The organism is Streptomyces sp. NPDC000941 (assembly GCF_053599555.1).
Genome location: NZ_JBSFMM010000231.1, coordinates 1 through 17,343, shown reverse-complemented (window position 1 = coordinate 17,343; position 17,343 = coordinate 1). Strand labels below are relative to the sequence as shown.

16 protein-coding genes, 2 pseudogenes and 1 riboswitch are annotated in these 17,343 nt (G+C 70.7%); of the genes and pseudogenes, 7 read left to right on the top strand and 11 right to left on the bottom strand.

Annotated elements, in window-relative coordinates; all coding sequences use genetic code 11:
• The 8 genes from ACWDSL_RS44235 to ACWDSL_RS44200 all read right to left on the bottom strand — a co-directional run.
• On the bottom strand, positions 1-1,067 hold a 1,067-nt coding region (locus tag ACWDSL_RS44235; protein ID WP_450494203.1), incomplete at its 3' end, for an NAD(P)/FAD-dependent oxidoreductase.
• Between the two features lie 102 nt (positions 1,068-1,169).
• Positions 1,170-2,159: a zinc-dependent alcohol dehydrogenase family protein gene (locus ACWDSL_RS44230; protein ID WP_450494201.1), complete on the bottom strand. Its 990-nt coding sequence runs from the start codon at positions 2,157-2,159 to the stop codon at positions 1,170-1,172.
• Positions 2,156-3,034: a carbohydrate ABC transporter permease gene (locus tag ACWDSL_RS44225; protein ID WP_450494199.1), complete on the bottom strand. Its 879-nt coding sequence runs from the start codon at positions 3,032-3,034 to the stop codon at positions 2,156-2,158. The genes ACWDSL_RS44230 and ACWDSL_RS44225 overlap by 4 nt, the downstream gene beginning before the upstream one ends.
• Positions 3,031-4,014, bottom strand: a complete 984-nt coding sequence (locus ACWDSL_RS44220; RefSeq protein WP_450494198.1) for a carbohydrate ABC transporter permease — start codon at positions 4,012-4,014, stop codon at positions 3,031-3,033. Before ACWDSL_RS44220 ends, ACWDSL_RS44225 begins: the two co-directional genes overlap by 4 nt.
• Positions 4,007-5,362: an ABC transporter substrate-binding protein gene (locus tag ACWDSL_RS44215; protein ID WP_450494197.1), complete on the bottom strand. Its 1,356-nt coding sequence runs from the start codon at positions 5,360-5,362 to the stop codon at positions 4,007-4,009. Before ACWDSL_RS44215 ends, ACWDSL_RS44220 begins: the two co-directional genes overlap by 8 nt.
• 62 nt (positions 5,363-5,424) lie before the next feature.
• Positions 5,425-6,186, bottom strand: coding sequence for a DeoR/GlpR family DNA-binding transcription regulator (locus tag ACWDSL_RS44210; protein ID WP_450494195.1), 762 nt, complete (start codon positions 6,184-6,186; stop codon positions 5,425-5,427).
• A gap of 274 nt (positions 6,187-6,460) precedes the next feature.
• Complete coding sequence (locus ACWDSL_RS44205; RefSeq protein WP_450494194.1) at positions 6,461-7,831, bottom strand: 6-phospho-beta-glucosidase; 1,371 nt, start codon at positions 7,829-7,831, stop codon at positions 6,461-6,463.
• Entirely contained in the window at positions 7,828-8,589 is a 762-nt protein-coding gene (locus ACWDSL_RS44200; protein WP_450494193.1) for a DeoR/GlpR family DNA-binding transcription regulator, read from the bottom strand. Before ACWDSL_RS44200 ends, ACWDSL_RS44205 begins: the two co-directional genes overlap by 4 nt.
• 191 nt (positions 8,590-8,780) lie before the next feature.
• Here ACWDSL_RS44200 and ACWDSL_RS44195 point away from each other — a divergent pair, with 191 nt between their 5' ends.
• The 4 genes from ACWDSL_RS44195 to ACWDSL_RS44180 are packed head-to-tail and all read left to right on the top strand — an operon-like array spanning position 8,781 to position 13,103.
• Positions 8,781-9,899: a carbohydrate kinase family protein gene (locus ACWDSL_RS44195; RefSeq protein ID WP_450494192.1), complete on the top strand. Its 1,119-nt coding sequence runs from the start codon at positions 8,781-8,783 to the stop codon at positions 9,897-9,899.
• Between the two features lie 41 nt (positions 9,900-9,940).
• Positions 9,941-11,371 carry an extracellular solute-binding protein gene (locus ACWDSL_RS44190; RefSeq protein WP_450494190.1) on the top strand — a complete coding sequence of 477 codons (1,431 nt, stop codon included), beginning with the start codon at positions 9,941-9,943 and terminating at the stop codon, positions 11,369-11,371.
• A complete protein-coding gene (locus tag ACWDSL_RS44185) occupies positions 11,368-12,282 on the top strand; it encodes a carbohydrate ABC transporter permease (RefSeq protein ID WP_450494188.1) in 915 nt (304 codons plus the stop codon). The genes ACWDSL_RS44190 and ACWDSL_RS44185 overlap by 4 nt, the downstream gene beginning before the upstream one ends.
• Positions 12,279-13,103: a carbohydrate ABC transporter permease gene (locus ACWDSL_RS44180; RefSeq protein ID WP_450494186.1), complete on the top strand. Its 825-nt coding sequence runs from the start codon at positions 12,279-12,281 to the stop codon at positions 13,101-13,103. The genes ACWDSL_RS44185 and ACWDSL_RS44180 overlap by 4 nt, the downstream gene beginning before the upstream one ends.
• A gap of 27 nt (positions 13,104-13,130) precedes the next feature.
• Here ACWDSL_RS44180 and ACWDSL_RS44175 read toward each other — a convergent pair whose 3' ends face one another.
• Positions 13,131-13,889 (bottom strand): DUF72 domain-containing protein, encoded by a 759-nt coding sequence (locus ACWDSL_RS44175; protein WP_450494184.1) that lies wholly within the window; start codon positions 13,887-13,889, stop codon positions 13,131-13,133.
• Positions 13,886-14,125 (bottom strand): hypothetical protein, encoded by a 240-nt coding sequence (locus tag ACWDSL_RS44170; RefSeq protein ID WP_450494183.1) that lies wholly within the window; start codon positions 14,123-14,125, stop codon positions 13,886-13,888. The genes ACWDSL_RS44175 and ACWDSL_RS44170 overlap by 4 nt, the downstream gene beginning before the upstream one ends.
• A gap of 149 nt (positions 14,126-14,274) precedes the next feature.
• On the opposite strand from ACWDSL_RS44170, the pseudogene ACWDSL_RS44165 reads away from it, so the two are divergent.
• Positions 14,275-14,916: pseudogene (locus ACWDSL_RS44165) on the top strand (phosphoribosyltransferase); the annotation flags it as partial.
• Between the two features lie 17 nt (positions 14,917-14,933).
• Entirely contained in the window at positions 14,934-15,227 is a 294-nt protein-coding gene (locus tag ACWDSL_RS44160) for a dsRBD fold-containing protein (RefSeq protein WP_014174730.1), read from the top strand.
• A gap of 55 nt (positions 15,228-15,282) precedes the next feature.
• Here the strand turns inward: ACWDSL_RS44160 and ACWDSL_RS44155 are convergent, their stop codons facing one another.
• Positions 15,283-16,614 (bottom strand): transglycosylase family protein, encoded by a 1,332-nt coding sequence (locus ACWDSL_RS44155; protein WP_450494181.1) that lies wholly within the window; start codon positions 16,612-16,614, stop codon positions 15,283-15,285.
• A 5-nt stretch (positions 16,615-16,619) separates the two neighbouring features.
• Positions 16,620-16,802, bottom strand: a riboswitch (cyclic di-AMP (ydaO/yuaA leader).
• 354 nt (positions 16,803-17,156) lie between these two features.
• Here ACWDSL_RS44155 and ACWDSL_RS44150 point away from each other — a divergent pair.
• A pseudogene (locus tag ACWDSL_RS44150) lies at positions 17,157-17,343 on the top strand (DUF4232 domain-containing protein); the annotation flags it as partial.

Below are 17,343 nucleotides of genomic sequence, written 5' to 3'. Positions count from 1 at the left end.
GCCGCGGCCGCGAAGCCGGGGCGCAGGCCGCCGTCGGCGACGGTGTCGCGCAGGGCCAGCGCGCCGAGGGCGGCGACCGACATGCCCTGGCCGTAGATGGGGTTGAAGGTGCAGGCCGCGTCCGAGACCACGACGAAGCCCTCGGGGACGCCGCCCGGCGCGTCGTAGTGGCGGCGGCGGTTGGAGGTTTCACGGAAGCCGTACGGCGGGGAGACCGGCCGGGCCGCCGTCAGATGGGTGTGCAGACGCGGTTCGTCGACGGACGCCACGAAGTCGAGCACCGCGGCGCCGTCGGTCGGCGGGTGCTGACCGCGCACCCCGGAGAGGGTCAGCAGCCAGTTGCCGTCCTCGACGGGGGACCATGCGGCGCCGCGCGGCAGATCCGGCCGCGGCTGGAGCACCACGGCCGCGTCCATGGGCGCGTCGGGCCGGAACATCTGGGTGACATAGCCGATCCCGGCGTCGACGATCTCTTCGCGTGGCGCCGGGCGGCCGAGTTCCGCCAGCCACTTCGGGGCGCGCGAGCCGCGCCCGGACGCGTCGATCACCAGGTCCGCCGGGATGTCCCGCTCGGCGCGCCCGGCGTCGCGGGAGCGGACCCGTACGCCGGTGACCCGGTCCGCGCCGCCGAGCAGCCCCACGGCCTCGGTCGCCTCCAGTAACTCCACCTGGGTGCCGCTCCCGGCGGCCTTGGCCAGCACCCTGGCCCGTACGGTGGCGTCGAACAGCGGGCGGGTGCAGCTGAGGAGAGTGTGGCGGCCCTCGTGGCGGCGGCGGTGCCAGCCGCCCGGGGAGCGGGTCAGCACGTCCCGGGGCATCTCCATGCTGCGCGCACCGGCCGCCCGTAGCTCCGCGCCCGCCCCGGGCAGCAGCTTCTCCAGGGCCTGCTGCCCGCCGGAGAGGAAGACGTGCAGATGGCGGCCCTGGGGCACCCCTTTGCGGAAGATGGGCCGCTCCGGGTAGCGGTCGCGCTCGATGACGGTCACCGTGTCCACGTGCCCGAGTAACGCCGCCACCGCCAGCGTGCCGGCCAGGCCACCGCCCACCACCACCGCGTCGCCGCTCATACCGCGCTCCTCCTCATGCCGATGATCAGCCCAAGCCTGGGGTGCCCGGCTTGGGCCGTCAACGGCGCGTGGTGGGGCGTGTGTCGAATCAGCCGCCGGGGCTCAGGGCTCGACGACGATCTTCCGGCCCTGTCCCGCGCGGAACTGCTCGAGCGCCTGCGGGTACTGCTCCAGCGGCAGCCGGTCGCTGATGAAGACCTTCGGGTCGAGCACCCCGGTGGCGAACAGCTGGGCCGCGCGCTCATAGCTGTGCAGCACGGCCATGGAGCCGGTGATGGTGATCTCCTGGTTGTAGATCTTGTACGGCTCGATCACGGCCTTGGTCGCGTAGTCGGAGACCCCGAACTGCAGGAACGTCCCCGCCTTGGCGACGCGGCCGAGACCGTCCTGGATCGCGGCCTGGTTGCCCGTCGCGTCGATGACCACGTCCCAGCCGCGCGGCTGGTCGAGCTCATCGGCCGAGGCGGCGGAGCGGGAGCAGCCGAGCTGGTTCGCGGTGGCGAGCCGGTCGGCGTTGATGTCCAGAACGTCGACGCTCGCCGCCCCCGTGCGCTTGGCCAGCTCCAGCATCATCAGGCCCATGGTGCCGGAGCCGTAGATCAGCACCTCGTTGGCCAGCCGGCTGTTCAGCACGTCGTAGCCGCGCACCGCGCAGGACAGGGGCTCGATGAGCGCCGCGTCCGCCACGTCCACATGCTCGGGCAGCCGTACGCAGTTGGCCACCGGCGCCACGGCGAACTCCGCGGCGCCGCCGGGCACGCTGACCCCGATGGCGTTCCAGCGGTCGCAGAGGTTTCCCCGGCCGATACGGCAGTAGCGGCACTCATGGCAGTAGAGGGACGGGTCGACGGCGACCCGGTCGCCCACCGCCACCTCGGTGACCTCGCTGCCGATGCCGACGACCTCGCCGGCGAACTCGTGGCCGGGGACGATCGGCAGGGTGGGGGCGAACTCTCCCTGGAGGATGTGCAGATCGGTGCCGCACAGCCCGCAGGCCGCCACATCGACGACCACGTCGCGCGGCCCGGGGGTCGGGTCGGGGACGGTGGCGACGCTGACCTTGCCGGGGGCTTCGATGACGGCGGCCCTCATTTGACTGCTCCTAGCGAGAGGCCCTGGACCAGCTTGTCCTGGGCGGCGAAACCGGCGGCGAGCACCGGGAGGGAAATCACGATGGAGGCCGCGCACACCTGCGCCAGGAACAGGCCCTGGCTGGTGACGAAGCTGGTCAGGAACGCCGGTGCGGTCTGCGCGACCACCCCGGTGAGCACATTGGCGAACAACAGCTCGTTCCAGCTGAAGATGAAGCAGATCAGCGAGGTGGCGGCGATACCGGGCCCGGCGATCGGGGCAACCACCCGAAGCAGCACGGTCGGCAGCTTCGCCCCGTCCATCTGGGCCGCCTCGATGATGGACACCGGGATATCGGAGAGGAAGGACTGCATCATCCACACCGCGATCGGCAGGTTCATCGAGGTGTAGAGGATGACCAGCAGCCAGATGTTGTCCAGGAAACCGGTGTTCTTGGCGAACAGATACACCGGCAGCAGCCCGGCCACCACCGGAAGCATCTTGGTGGACAGGAAGAAGAACATCACATCCGTCCACTTGCGCACCGGCCGGATGGACAGCGCGTACGCCGCCGGCAGCGCCAGGACCAGCACGAAGAGGGTGGAGAACAGGCTGGCGCCCAGCGAGTTGAGCAGCGGCGGCCAGGGGTCGGCCCCGCCGTTCACCCCGAAGAACTCGCGGTAGCCGTCGAGGGTGAGCGGGGCGGTCAGGGACGGCGGGTTGGTGGCGGCGTCGGCCTCGGAGTGGAACGAGGTCAGCGCCATCCAGGCGACGGGCAGGGCGAAGGAGATGCCGGTCAGCCAGGCCAGCAGGCCGAGCGCGGCGCCGCGGCGGCGGGCCTTGCGGGCGGCCGGCGGGACCGAGGTCACCGGGGCCGTGGCGGTCAAGGAGGTCATGCGCGGGACGCCTCCTCACGGAACAGGGACGACACCACGCGCAGCGCGAAGGTGGCGATGATGATCGTGCCGATCACCACCAGCACACCCGCGGCGGATGCCTGCCCGTACTCGTGGGCGTTGTAGAAGGTCTCGTAGATGGTGTACGGGAGGTTGGCCGTGTCCAGTCCGCCCCGGGTGATGGTGAACACCGCGTCGAAGTTCTGCACGATGTAGATCGAGCCCAGCAGGGTGCCCAGCTCCAGATAGCGCCGCAGATGCGGCAGGGTCAGATACCGGAAGATCTGGAAGTTGCTCGCGCCGTCCAGCCGGGCCGCCTCGATCATCTCCAGCGGGCGGCCCTGCAGACCGGCCAGCAGGATCAGCATCATGAACGGCGTCCACTGCCACACCAGCGAGGCCTCGACCGCGAACATCGGCATATCGGAGACCCATTCCGGCTGCGGCGGGTTGTCCATGCCGAACAGCTCGCCCACCCAGCTGAGCACGCCGTTGAACAGGCCGTACTCCGGGTTGTACAGCGCATGCTTCCACAGCAGCGCGGACGCCACGGGGACCAGCAGGAACGGCGCGATGAGCATGGTGCGCACCAGCCCCCGGCCACGGAACTTACGGTCCATCAGCAGGGCCAGCATCAGACCGAGCACCACGCTCACGATGACCACGGTGGCGGTCAGCAGCACGGTGGTGACGATCGATTCGCGCAGCCCCTCGTCGCTCACCGCCGAGGTGTAGTTGGACAGACCGGCGAACTCGCGCTCATCGGGCTTCAGCGAGTTCCAGTCGAAGAGAGAGATCACCAAGGTCGCCACGAAAGGCAGCTGGGTGACCGCGATCAGAAAGATCAGGGCGGGCATCAGTGGTGCCCGGGTGGCCCAGGCACGGGCCGCCTTGGGCTTGCGCGGGGCGCGCTGGGGCGAGGCGGCCACGGTCGGGGGTGGTCCGCTGCGCACGGGCGTCGCCGTGAGTGGATTAGTCATCTTGGTACTCCTCGCCCACCTTCTCGGCCAGCTTCTGCGACTTCTTGAGTGCCGACTCGACGGACTGTTTTCCGGCGATGGCGGCGCTGATCTCCTGGGCGACCTTGGTCCCGAGGTCGGAGAACTCGGGGATGTCGACGAACTGGATGCCGATGGTCGGCCGCGGCTGCACACCCGGGTCGCGCGGATTGGCGTTGCTGATGGACTGCCGGGTGACCTCGGAGAAGGTGCCGGCCTCCTTGCGGTACTCCGGGTTGGCGTAGGTGGAGGCCCGCTTGCCCGCGGGCGCACTGGACCAGCCGTAGGTGGTGCCCACCAGGGCCTCGTACTTCTTGCTGGAGGCCCAGGAGACGAACTTCCATGCGTTGTCGCTGTTACGGGACGCCTTCTGTACGCCCCACGCCCAGGTGTAGAGCCACCCTGAGCTCTTGGTCTTCACCACCGGCGCCTGGACGTAGCCGATCTTGCCCCGTACGGGCGACTTGGCGCCCTCCAGCGAACCGGCCGCGGAGGTGGCGTCGTACCACATGGCCGTCTTGCCCTGGGTGAGGTTGTTCAGGCACTCGGCGAAGCCCGACTGGGCCGCCCCGGATTCGCCGTGCTTGCGCACCAGATCGACGTAGAACTCGGTGGCCGCGGTGAACTCGGGGGAGGTGAGCTGCGCCTTCCAGTCCTTGGTGAACCAGGTGCCGCCGAAGGTGTTCACGACCGTGGTGAGCGGGGCCATCAGCTCACCCCAGCCGGGCAGCCCGCGCAGACAGATGCCCTTCATCCCCTTGCGGGCGCCGTCCACCTTGGCCGCCAGGTCCGCGACCTGCTGCCAGGTGGGGTGCTCGGGCATCTTCAGGTTCTTCTCGGCGAAGACGTCCTTGCGGTACATCAGGAAGGACGACTCACCGTAGAACGGCTGGGCGTACAGCTTGCCGTCGTCGGCGGTCAGGGACTGCCGCATCGAGGGCAGGATGTCTTTTTGGTCGAACGCCTTGTCGTCGCCGACATGGTCGTCCAGCGGCAGCAGCCAGCCGTTCTTGGCGTAGAACGGCACCTCGAAGTTGCTGATGGTGGCGACGTCGTACTGGCCGGCCTGATTGGAGAAGTCCTGGCTGATCTTGTCGCGGACGTCGTTCTCGGGCATCACGGTGAAGTTGACCCGGATGCCCGTTTCCTTGGTGAAATGCTTGGCGGTGAGTTTCTGCAGATCCATCATCTGGGGGTTGTTCACCATCAGGACGTTGATGGTCTTGCCACCGGAACCACCGCCCCCCATACCGGCGCACCCCGCGAGGAGTGCCCCCGCGGCCATGGCCACGACCGGTATCCGGGCAGCACGAAGTGTCAGGATGGGCATAACGGGTCCAATCGAAGGGACTGTTGAAGAAGTCAGGAGAAGTGAGGGGAGGTGAGCGGGGGTCAGACCCGGATGATCTGCGGGCCCAGCAGCGAGTAGCGGTTGGCCTCGGTCAGCGGGAGCCCGGTGTCCGTCACGATCGTCTCGAAGTCCGACACATCGGCGAAGCGGCAGAAGCTGACGGCCCCGAACTTGTTGTGCACCCCGGAGAACACTCTGCGCCGGGACACCTTGACCACCCGCGCCTTGACCTCGCTCACCGCCGGATCGGGCGTGGTGAGCCCGTACTGCCGGGAGATGCCGTTGGCGCCGATGAACGCCAGGTCGATGACGAAGCCCGAGAGCATATGGGTGGCCCAGTGGTCGACGGTGGCCATGGTGCCACCGCGCACCCGGCCGCCCAGCAGCAGCACGGTGGTGTTCTCGCGGGTGGCCAGGCCGCTCGCGGCCGACAGCGAGGCGGTGATCACCGTGAGCGGACGGTCCCGGGGCAGGGCCTCCGCGATCAGCTGGGGGGTGAAACCCTCGTCGATGAACACGGTCTCGGCGTCGCCGAGCAGATCCGCGGCGGCCGCCGCGATCCGCGACTTCTCCGGAACGTGCATGGTGGTGCGGAAGGCGAGAGTGGTCTCGAAACCCGCGCTCTCCACCGGGTACGCACCGCCGTGGGTGCGCCGCACCAGACCGTGGTCCTCCAGCACCCCCAAATCGCGCCGTACGGTCTCCTTGGAGACCCCGAGGTCCGCGGCGAGCTTCCCGACATCGACGGACCCCGCGCGCCGGGCCGCGTCGAGGATCTCCCGACGGCGTTCCTCCGCGTCCACACCGCACCTCCTGCCTGCTGTTGGCTTGCGTGGCAGTTTTACAAACGGGCAACACGGCCGCCAGTGGCGGCACAGGGCGGATCGTGCCCGGCTGCGCCCGTTGCAGGACCGTTGTCTTGCCTGGTCGGGCAGGGTGCGAGGAGCGGTGGTCGCACGGTGGGGTGACCGAAGACGCGCCCGGCCTGCCCGTTCGCTGCCCGTTTCTGGAAAATGGGCATGAACGGCGCCCGGCCGGGCGCGTTCAGAGACTAGGGAAAGCCCGTTCGGGCATGTGCTAGGAGGCTGAGAGCGCTCCGGAGGCGTCGAGGATGCGGCTCGCCACATTGACGGAGTCGACGAGCGGGTGCACGGCGAGCGCGCGGAGGGCCGCGGCGCGGGCGGCCGGGCCGTGCGAGGTGGCCGAGGCGATCGTGGCACGTTCCACGGCCTTGAGCGAGAGCATCAGCCCGAGCTGGTCCGGCGCCACGGCCCCGGCGGCCAGCGGGCGCGCCCCGCCCGCGTCGACCAGACAGGGGACCTCCACCACGGCGTCCGCGTCCAGACCGGGGACCGCGGTGCGGTTGCGTACGTTGAGGATCAGCGTGGCGCGCTCGTCGCGGGCGATGGCCCGCATGATGGCCAGCGCGATCCGGTCGTAGCCACCGCCGTCCAGGTCGCAGGAGTCCCGCTGCCAGCCGCCGCTCGCCTCCCGGCTCTCGGCCATGTACGTGGCCTCGCGCTCCATACGGGTCCGCTCCCACAGCTCCAGCGCCCCGGTCCCGGCAGCCCCTTCAGCCGTTCCCGCCGCCGCGGCCTCGGCGTAGAAGCCCGCCTGCTGGTCGCGCAGGAACTCCCCGCGGGTGGCCGGGGCCTGCCGGATGGCGCTGACCGCCTCCCGGTTGAAGTAGTAGTAGTGCAGATACTCGTTGGGCAGGGCGCCAAGCGCCTGCAGCCACGGCGCGCCGAAGAGCTTGCCCTCCTCGAAGGACTCCAGGGCCGCGGTGTCCGCCATCAGCTCGGGCAGCCGGTCCCGCCCGTCCACGATCACCCCGCGCAGCCAGCCCAGGTGGTTGAGGCCCACATAGTCGTAACTGGCCCGGCCCGGGTCGGCGCCCAGCGCCCGCGCGGCGCGGCGGCACAGCCCGACCGGGGAGTCGCAGATGCCGATCACCCGGTCGCCGAGCACCCGCTGCATCGCCTCGGTGACCATGCCGGCCGGGTTGGTGAAGTTGATGACCCAGGCGTCGGGGGCCACGGCGGCGATCCGCTCGGCGATCTTCAGTGCCACCGGCAGGGTGCGCAGCCCGTACAGCACCCCGCCGGCGCCCACCGTCTCCTGGCCGAGGACGCCCTCGGCCAGCGGGACGCGCTCATCGCGCGCCCGGCCGGCCAGGCCGCCGACGCGGATGGCGGAGAAGATGAAGTCGGCGCCGCGCAGCGCGTCGTCGAGGTCGGTGGTGGCGCGGACGGCGGGTGCGCCGGGGCGGCCGGCGGCCTGTTCTGCCAGTACGGCCCCGATCGCGTCCAGCCGGCCGCGGTCGGTGTCGAACAGGACCAGCTCGGTGCAGCGCCCGGCGGCGTCCCCGTCGGCAGCGTTGTTGTCGAGTAGCGCCCGGTACACCAGCGGCATACGGAATCCGCCGCCGCCCAGCACAGTCAGCCTCATACGGTCACTACCTCCACACCGGCCTCGCGGAACACCCCGAGGGTTGCCGGGTCTGATGTCTCGTTGGTGATCAGGGTGTCGATCTGCTGCGGCCCGCAGATCCGGGCGAGCCCGGTGTCGCCGGGAAACTTCCCGGCGGTGGCCAGCAGCACCACCTCGCGGGACGAGGCGAGCATGGCCCGTTTGACGGGCACCTCCACATGCGTGCTGTCCAGCACGCTTCCGTCGGGCAGCACCCCGCTGGCGCCGAGGAAGAGACGGCCGACGTGCAGCTGGCGGATGTTGGATTCGGTGAGGAAGCCGACCACGGACCGGTAGTTGCTGCGCACCTGGCCGCCCAGCAGGATCAGGGTGACCTCCGGGTCGTCGCGCAGCTCGTCGTAGACGGCGAGGTTACTGGTGACGATGGTGACCGGGCGGCCGCGCAGCAGCTTGGCGAGCTGGAGTGTGGTGGTGCCGATGTCCAGGAGCACCACGTCCCCGTCGGCGATCAGCCGGGCGGCCCGGCGGGCGACGGCCGTCTTGTCGGCCAGGTCGTCGACCGCCACCTCGCCGAAGGGCCGCTCCTCGTCCGGCTGGGGGGTGGCCACCGCGCCGCCGTAGACCCGGGTGAGCCGGCCGGCCCGGCCCAGCTCGGTCAGATCCCGGCGGGCGGTGGCCTCGCTGACCCCGAGCCGCTTGGCGATCTCGCCGATGGGCAGCACGCCCTCGTCACCGAGGATGCTCAGCAGCTTCTCGTGCCGGGTCTCTCGCAGCATGTCGGCAAACGTACTCCACGTGAGCGGGTTTGCGCGAGTGTGACCGACCTCTTGCATTCGTTGGCTGGGCCATGCAAGGTGTCGCTCACGCAGACACCCCCTGCGCAGTACGACCAAGACATAGAGAACACCTCTGCAAACACCTCGCAAACACCTCGCGAACACCACGCGAACACCACGAGAACACCGCGATGAACAGGAAGGGCGCACCGGTGAGCACTGCCGGAACCGCAGATTCCATAGACCCGCTGGCCGCCCTGCGCGCCCCCGGAGACCCCGAGCACGACGTCTATCTCACCGGCACCGTGTTCCTCGACATCATCTTCACCGGCCTCGACCACGCCCCGGTGCGCGGCACCGAGACCTGGGCCCGCGGCATGGGCTCCAGCCCCGGCGGCATCGCCAACATGGCCACCGCCCTCGCCCGCCTGGGCCTGCACACCACCCTCGCCGCGGCCTTCGGCGCCGATGTGTACGGCGACTACTGCTGGGAGTCCCTGTTCGGCGGCGAGGGCATCGACCTCAGCCACTCCCGGCGGCTGCCCGGCTGGCACTCGCCGGTCACCGTGTCCATGGCGTACGACGGCGAACGCACCATGGTCACGCATGAGCACCCGGCCCCGCCGCCCGCCACCCACACCACACCGCCGCCCTCCCGCGCCTGCGTCACCGCCTTCGAGCCGGGGCGGCAGGAGGACTGGGTGCGCCAGGCGCACACCCAGGGCAGCCGGATCTTCGCCGACGTGGGCTGGGACGACTCAGGACGCTGGGACCTGGCCGCGCTGCCCGACCTCGCGTACGCGCACGCCTTTTTGCCCAACGCGGCCGAGGCACAGCGCTACACCCGCACCGACACCCCCGAGCAGGCCGTACGGGCGCTGGCCGACCTGGTGCCCATCGCGGTGGTCACCCGGGGCGCCGAAGGGGCCGTGGCCATCGACTCGCTCACCGGGGAGAGCGCCGAGGTGCCCGGGCTGCCCGTGGCCGCGCTCGACCCGACCGGGGCCGGCGACGTGTTCGTGGCGGGCTTTATGACCGGCACCCTCGCGGGCTGGCCGCTCGCCGAACGGCTCGCCTTCGCCAACCTCACCGCCGCCCTCTCCGTCCAGCACTTCGGCGGCTCGCTGGCCGCGCCGGGCTGGGCGGAGGTGGCCGCGTGGTGGGCGCTGACCTCCCAGGCCGCCGACGACGGCGCGGCGTGCGGCGAACTGGCGCACCGCTACGGGTTCCTGAACGAGCTGATCCCGGCCGGGGTGCGCGAGTGGCCGCGCCTGCGGGCCCTGCCCACCATCGGCTTCCGGGGCGCGTGACGATGCCCGCGAGTCCACGGATACGTCTGAAGGAGATCTTGATGGGATTCCCCAGTACCGGCTCGCGCCGGATACGCCGGAGGGCTGTGCCGGTCCTGCTCACCGCCGGGCTCGCGCTGGTGGCCACGGCCTGTGTGCCGGGCACCGACGGATCGCAGGCCTACGGCCCGGGCAACGGCCCCGCCGTCGCCGTACCGGACCCGGCCAAGGCCGGGAAGGTCACGCTGACGGTCTGGGACCAGGAGATCCGGGGCGGCACCAACGGGGAACTGCAGCAGCTCAACAAGGAGTTCGAGCGCAAGTACCCCAATGTGAAGATCAAGCGGGTGGCGCGCAGCTTCAACGACCTCAAGACCACCCTCAAGCTCGCCCTCTCCGGCAACAACCCTCCCGATGTGATCCAGGCCAACCAGGGCTACCCGGACATGGTGTCCTTCGTCCAGGCCGGGCTGCTCGCCCCGCTCGACAACTACGCCGGGATCTACGACTGGAACACCCGCTACCCGAACACCCTGCTCAACCTCAACCGGGTCTCCGCCGACGGCACCGACTTCGGCACCGGCCGGCTCTACGGCATATCCCAGACCGGTGAGTACGTAGGCATCTACTACAACAAGGACGTGCTGGCGAAGGCCGGCGTCGAACCGCCCAAGACCTGGGGCGAGTTCACCGCGAGCCTCCCGCGCCTCAAGGACCGCGGCAAGCTGCCCATCCAGTTCGGAAACCTGGACAAGTACCCGGCCATCCACACCTTCGGCGTGCTCCAGGACCAGCTCGCCGCCGCCGAGGTCCGCGACACCGTACTCGGCCGCGGCGCCGGTTTCGACACCGCCGCCACCAAGGGCGCGGCGGCCACCCTCGCCGACTGGACGAAGCGCGGCTATCTCCCCAAGGGCTCCAACGGGCTCGGCTACGACGACGCCGCCAAGAAGTTCTCCTCCGGCGACGGCGGCTATCTGCTGACCGGCACCTGGCTGCTGGCCGATCTGAAGAAGGCCATGGGCGACAAGCTCGGCCTGATGGTCCCGCCCCCCGCCTCGGCCGGCGGCGCCCCCGTCACCACCGGCGGCCAGGGGCTCGCCTGGTCGATCACCTCCCGCTCCAAGCACCCCGAAGTCGCCGCCGCCTACCTCGACTTCATCACCAACAAGCACGCGGCCGATGTGATGACCGAGAACGGTGTGCTGCCCGCCGTGCCCGGAACTGCCGCCGAGCGGGTGGACCCGGACACCGTGGACGGCCAGATGATCGCCGGATGGAAGCGGCTGAGCGCGGCCGATGGTCTGGTCCCGTACCTCGACTACTCCAGCCCCACCTTCTTCGACACCATCACCGCGGCCCTCCAGGGCGTCATCAGCGGCAAGACCTCGCCCGAGAAGTTCGCCACCACCCTGCAACAGGACTACGGCGCCTTCATGAAGAAACAGCGTGAGCGCCACGCGGCCACCCCCGCCCCGGCGGAGCCGAAATGAAAAACCCTCTCTCCGCGGCCGCAACCACGTATCGGCGGCGGGCGCCGGGCGAGCCCCGCGCCATCGGCTATCTCTACATCCTGCCCGCCCTCGTCCTGTACGCCGCCTTCCTGCTCTACCCCTTCGGCCAGTCGGTCTGGCTGTCGTTCGTGCACTGGGACGGCCTGACCGTCGCCACCCCCGCGGGGTTCGACAACTACCGCGACCTGTTCACCGACCCCGCGCTGCGCGCCCCCTTCGCCCACGCCCTGCTGCTGCTCGTCTTCTACTCGGCCCTGCCGGTGGTCATCGGGCTGCTGCTGGCCGCCCTGATGTCCCGCGCCCGGGTCCGCGGTATGACCTTCTTCCGTACGGTCCTCTTCCTGCCCCAGGTCCTCGCGCTGATCGTGGTCGGCGTCGCCTGGCGCTCGATCCTCGCCCCGGACGGGCTGCTCAACGACACGCTCCACGCGGTCGGCCTCGGCTCCCTCGCCCGCCCCTGGCTCGGCGACTACGACTGGGCCCTGCCCGCCGTCGGCATCGTCGGCACCTGGGTCGGCACCGGGCTTTGCATGGTCCTCTTCCTGGCGGGCGCCCAGCGCATCCCGCGCGAGCTGTACGAGGCGGCCCGGATGGACGGCGCCGGGCCGGTGCGGGAGTTCTTCTCCGTCACCCTGCCCGGGCTGCGGCCGCAGATCGCGGTCGCGCTGACCCTGACGATCGTGGCGGGGCTGCGCAACTTCGACCTCATCTACATCACCACCAGCGGCGGCCCAGGCAACTCCACCTCCGTACCCGCCTACGAGGTCTACCACCGGGCGTTCGAGACCAACCAGGTCGGCTCGGCCGCCGCCGTGGGGGTGGCCCTCACGGTCCTGATCTTCGTCCTGACCGTCACGGTCTCCCGGCTCGTGGAAGGGCGGCGGTCATGACCACACGCCTCGAACGCAGTGTCACCTACGGCATCCTCGCCCTTTTCTCGGTCATCGCGCTCACCCCGGTCATCGGCATCCTCTCCACCGCCTTCGGCTCCCAGGACTCCCTGGACACCGGCTTCTCGCTGCCCGAGGGCGGACTGCACTGGAGCAACTTCGCCGACGCCTGGAACCGCGGCCACTTCGGCACCTACCTCGGCAACTCGGTCCTGGTGACCGTGGCCGTGGTGGCGGTCACCACCGTGCTGGCCGTACTCGCCGCGTACGCCTTCGGGGTGATGCGCTTCCCCGGCTCCACGGTGCTGTTCTACCTCTTCGTGATCGGCCTGACGCTGCCCCAGGAGGCGCTGGTCGTACCGCTCTACTTCGATCTGCGGTACGCCGAGCTCACCGACACCTACTGGGCGCTGATCCTGCCGCAGACCGCGCAGTCCCTCGCCTTCGGCGTGTTCTGGATGCGGACGTACTTCCGGGGCAGCGCGCGGTCGGTGATCGAGGCGGCCCGGCTCGACGGCGCGAACACCTGGACCACGCTGTGGCGGGTCCTGGTGCCCATGGGCCGCCCGGCCATCTCCACCATGGTGGTCATCACCTTCATGTGGACCTGGAACGAATTCCTGATGGCGCTGGTCATGGTCAGCGACGAGGCCCACCGCACGGTCCCGCTGGGCCTGGCCTTCTTCCAGGGGCAGCACAGCTCCGACGCGGCGCTGCTCGCGGCGGCCTCGGTACTCATCGCGCTGCCGGTGGTGGTCGTCTATGTGGCCCTGCAGCGCCGGTTCATCGAGGGCATGCTGGGCGGCGCGGTCAAGGAGTGACCACGCACCGGAGGAGCGAGGGCGGGGTCACAGATCGGGGGTGCGGCTCACCTCGCGGCCGCGCCGCGCCACGGCCCGGGCGAAGACCACGGCGTCGTGGACGGCCGCTCCGCCCGGGTCGTTGTTGAAGTACGCGTAGACATCGCCGCCCTCGGACCAGGCGTCGGTCACCCGGCGCGCCCAGGCGGTCAGCGACTGGTGGCTGTAGCGCGGCGCGGGCCTGGCCAGCCCGTGGTGGAAGCGGACATAGCCCCAATTGGCCGTGCGCCACAGCGGGGTCACCGGCCGGGAGGCGGCGTCCGCCCAGCACAGCGCCGCGCCCCGGCGCTCCAGCACCCCCCGGATCTCGTCGGTCCACCATGAGTCGTGGCGGGGCTCGACGGCCACCCGCGTCGCGGCGGGGAAGCAGCCGAGCGCGGTGTCCAGCAGCCCGCTGTCGGCGCGCAGGGTGGGTGGCAGCTGCAGCAGCACGGGGCCCAGCCGGTCGCCCAGGCCCTCGGCGTGCGACATCAGCCGCGCGACCGGCTCCTCGGGGTCGCGGAGCCGCTTGATGTGGGTGAGATAGCGGCTGGCCTTGAGGGCCATCACAAACCCGGCGGGGGTGCGCTCCCGCCAGGCGGCGAACTGCTCGCGGGTGGGCAGCCGGTAGAAGGCGTTGTTGGACTCGACGGTGGCGAACCCCCGCGCGTACTCCTCCAGCCACAGCCGCTGTGGGCAGTCGGACGGATACAGCACGTCGCGCCAGTCCTTGTACTGCCACCCCGAGGTGCCGACGAGTACGGTCATGCTTCACCCGGATGCCAGGGCGGCCACTGGCCCGGCCGGTCGACCCAGTGGACCTGCTCGGGGTCGTCCAGGTCGATGTCCGGGAACAGCCGTCGCACCCGCGGCTCGAACTCCTCCCGCTCCAGCGGCTCCCAGCCCGGGCCGCGCAGCCACACCCGCCGGTATCTGGTGTCCGCGTCGTACGCGTCCACGAAGACGAGATGGCCGGACTCGCTCGGATCCGTGGCGTTCTCCATGGCTCCAGGGTGGGCCGCCCCGGCCCGCTCGCGCGCGCCGACGCGGCCGACCGGGTCCCCGCCGGTTTGCGGACGGGGGAAACTTCGGATGGAGTCGTAAGAGCGGGGTCTCCCGGTACTGAGGTCTCCCTGTACGAGCGGGGTGAGTCATGATCTTCGTCGACCGCGTGGACGCCGGGCGGCGGCTGGCGGCCCGGCTGTCCCCCCTGAGCGGCGAGGACCCCGTGGTGCTCGGGCTGCCGCGGGGCGGGGTGCCGGTGGCCTTCGAGGTGGCTCGGGAGCTGAAGGCGCCCCTGGACGTGATCATCGTCCGCAAGCTCGGCGTCCCCTTCCACCGCGAGCTCGGCTTCGGCGCCATCGGCGAGGGCGGGGTGCGGGTGGTGCACGACGCGATCGTACGGATGAGCCGGGCGCGCAAAGAGGAGCTTGAGGAGGTGGAGCGAACCGAGGAAGAGGAGCTCGCACGGCAGGCGCGGCGGTTCCGGCGCGACCGGCCGCGGGTCGCGGTCGGCGGCCGGACGGTGATCGTCGTGGACGACGGGATCGCCACCGGTGCCACGGCACGGGCGGCCTGCCGGGTCGCCCGGGGCCAGGGCGCGGCCCGGGTGGTACTGGCGGTCCCGGTCGCGCCACCGGACGCGGCCGAGGCGCTGCGGCAGGACGCGGACGACGTGGTGTGTCTGTCCACCCCCGCGGAGTTCTCGGCGGTCGGCGAATGGTACGAGGACTTCTCCCAGACCAGCGACGCCGAGGTCGTGGAGCTGCTCTCCCGGTCGACCGGGATGCCGGGTGAGGCGCATCCTGGTAAATGAAGCAGGAGGTGATGACCGCGATGGAGACGATCGTGGGATGCGACATCGAAATGGAGTTCCGTGAGCTCGGACCTCTGACCGAGGCGGTCGTCCGGCTGAGGATGCACGACGGGACCGAGATCCTTGCTCAGGGCCGCGCGAACCGGAATCCCGACGACCCGGCGCAGCCGCGGGTCGGCGAGGAGATCGCGGCGGCGCGTGCGCTGAACAACCTCGCTCACCGGCTGATCTCGAAGGCGGGCGGTGACATCGAGGAGGTCACGCACGCGAAGGCACATCTGGTGATGTAGGGCGGGTCTGCCGCGGCACCGGGCCGCGGCAGAGCACCCTTCGCTCACGTACCTCTCAGATCTGGACGCCCTTGGACCGGAGATAGGCGAGCGGGTTGACATCCGAGCCGTAGTCGGGGCCGGTGCGCACCTCGAAGTGCACATGCGGTCCGGTCACGTTGCCGGTCGCCCCGGACCGGCCGATCTGCTGGCCGGCGGAGACCGTCTGGCCGACGTGGACGGTCAGCGCCGACATGTGCGCGTACTGGCTGTACATGCCGTCGGGGTGGCGGAGCACGACCTGGTAGCCGTACGCACCGCCCCAGCCCGCGGCGACCACCTCGGCCGAGCCCACGGCGCGCACCTGGGTGCCGGTGGCGACGGGGAAGTCGACGCCGGTGTGGTGGCCGCTGGACCAGTTGCTGCCGGAGATGCCGTAGGCGGTGCCGATGGCGTGGCTGGCGACGGGCGAGGTGAAGGATGCCGACGACGAGGACGGGTGCGCCGCCGAGCCGGACTTCTTCTTGGCGCGCTCGCGGGCCTTGTTGGCCTGCTCGACCCGCTGCTTGGCCGCCTCCTCGGCGCGCTGCTTGGCTTGATCCGTACGTTGCTTGCCCTGATCCGTACGCTGCTCGGTCCGGGGCTGGGTCTGGCGGGGCTGCGTGGCGGGGGACCGGCTGGTGTCGAGGGCGAGTTTCTGGCCGGGGTAGATCAGGTCCGGGTCGCCGCCGATGACGCGGCGGTTGGCCTCGTAAAGCCGCTGCCAGCCGCCGTCCACGTCCCGCGCGTCGGCTATTCGGGACAGGGTGTCGCCGCCGACCACGGTGTACGAGGAGCCGGAGCGCCCGGTGGCGGCCGCGCTCTGGTCGACGGCCTTGGTGCTGGCCTTGGGCGCGGCTTCCGGAGCGGACTCGGTCTTGGGAGTGGCCTTGGGGGTGGCCTTCGGAGTCGCTTGGGGGGTGGCCTTGGGGGCGGTCTGCGTCTGGGTGCGGCCGCTCGCGGTGCCGGGGGTGACGTCCGCGGGCTGGCCGCCGCGGGTCAGCCCTGCCTTGACGGAGCAGACCGGCCAGGCGCCGGGGCCCTGGGAGTCGAGCACCTTCTCGGCGATGGCTATCTGCTGGTCCTTGGAGGCCAGATCGGCCCGGGGCGCGAAGGACGTCCCGCCGTACGCCTGCCAGGTGGACTGTGAGAACTGGAGGCCGCCGTAGTAGCCGTTCCCGGTGTTGATGCTCCAGTTGTCGGTGGACTCACACTCCGCCACCTTGTCCCAGGTGTCGACGGAGGCGGCGTTCGCCTGGCCGACGCCTATGAGGGGCAGTGCCACGCCGGCGCCGCCCGCGGTGAACGCGAGCGAGGCACGGGAGACGCGGCGGGGCCGGGGCCGTCGGTGACGTCCGCGTGCAGCCATTGAGCTCATCCTCTCCTGACGCCTGCGAGGTGAGCTGTCGGGTTCGGGCGGGAGCTGCCCGGCCGCGCCGTTCGCCGGTGCCCCCGGCACCGTGGCGCGACTTCACCCCTAGCCGTCCCGCCCGACGTGGCACGGCACGGCGCCTACCTGGTTCCCCCGCTCCTGCCGTGACAGGTCGTCGTGTCACTCCTCCGCCACGGCAGGACTCGGCGCTCCGGCGAGGGAGAGACCCGTGCATGGAATGCGCCGGGTGCGGCACAGTAAACACATGGTTTAGGTCACGACAAGGTCTCGACGGACCTGTGTCCGGAAATCGATCACGGCGGTGATGAACTGTGATCCGCGTCACCACTTTACGGGTGGGGTGATTGTGGCGCGGAATCCGCAATGCCGAATTGCCCCTGTTATGCGATTAATGCCGTCACAGACATAAGGGCGCCGATCGGGGGAAGGGGAGCCGAAGGGGAATGGACGGGGAAAGTCGGGGCACTCGGCGCGGCGGCTGACGAGCCGCCGGATGCCCGACCCACAGGAGGTTGCCCATGGCTCAGCGGTACGGCGGGACGCCCGCGAGGCGTCTGCCGCCGGTCTTATCCGTATCCGCACTGCTCATCGGCGCGCTGGCCGCGGTCACCGCCTGCGGCGCCGACGAGGACTCCGGGGCGCCCGCGCCGCCCGGCGCCGCGGGCGCGTCCCATTCGGCGGCGAGCGCCGGCCGGCCCGGCGCCG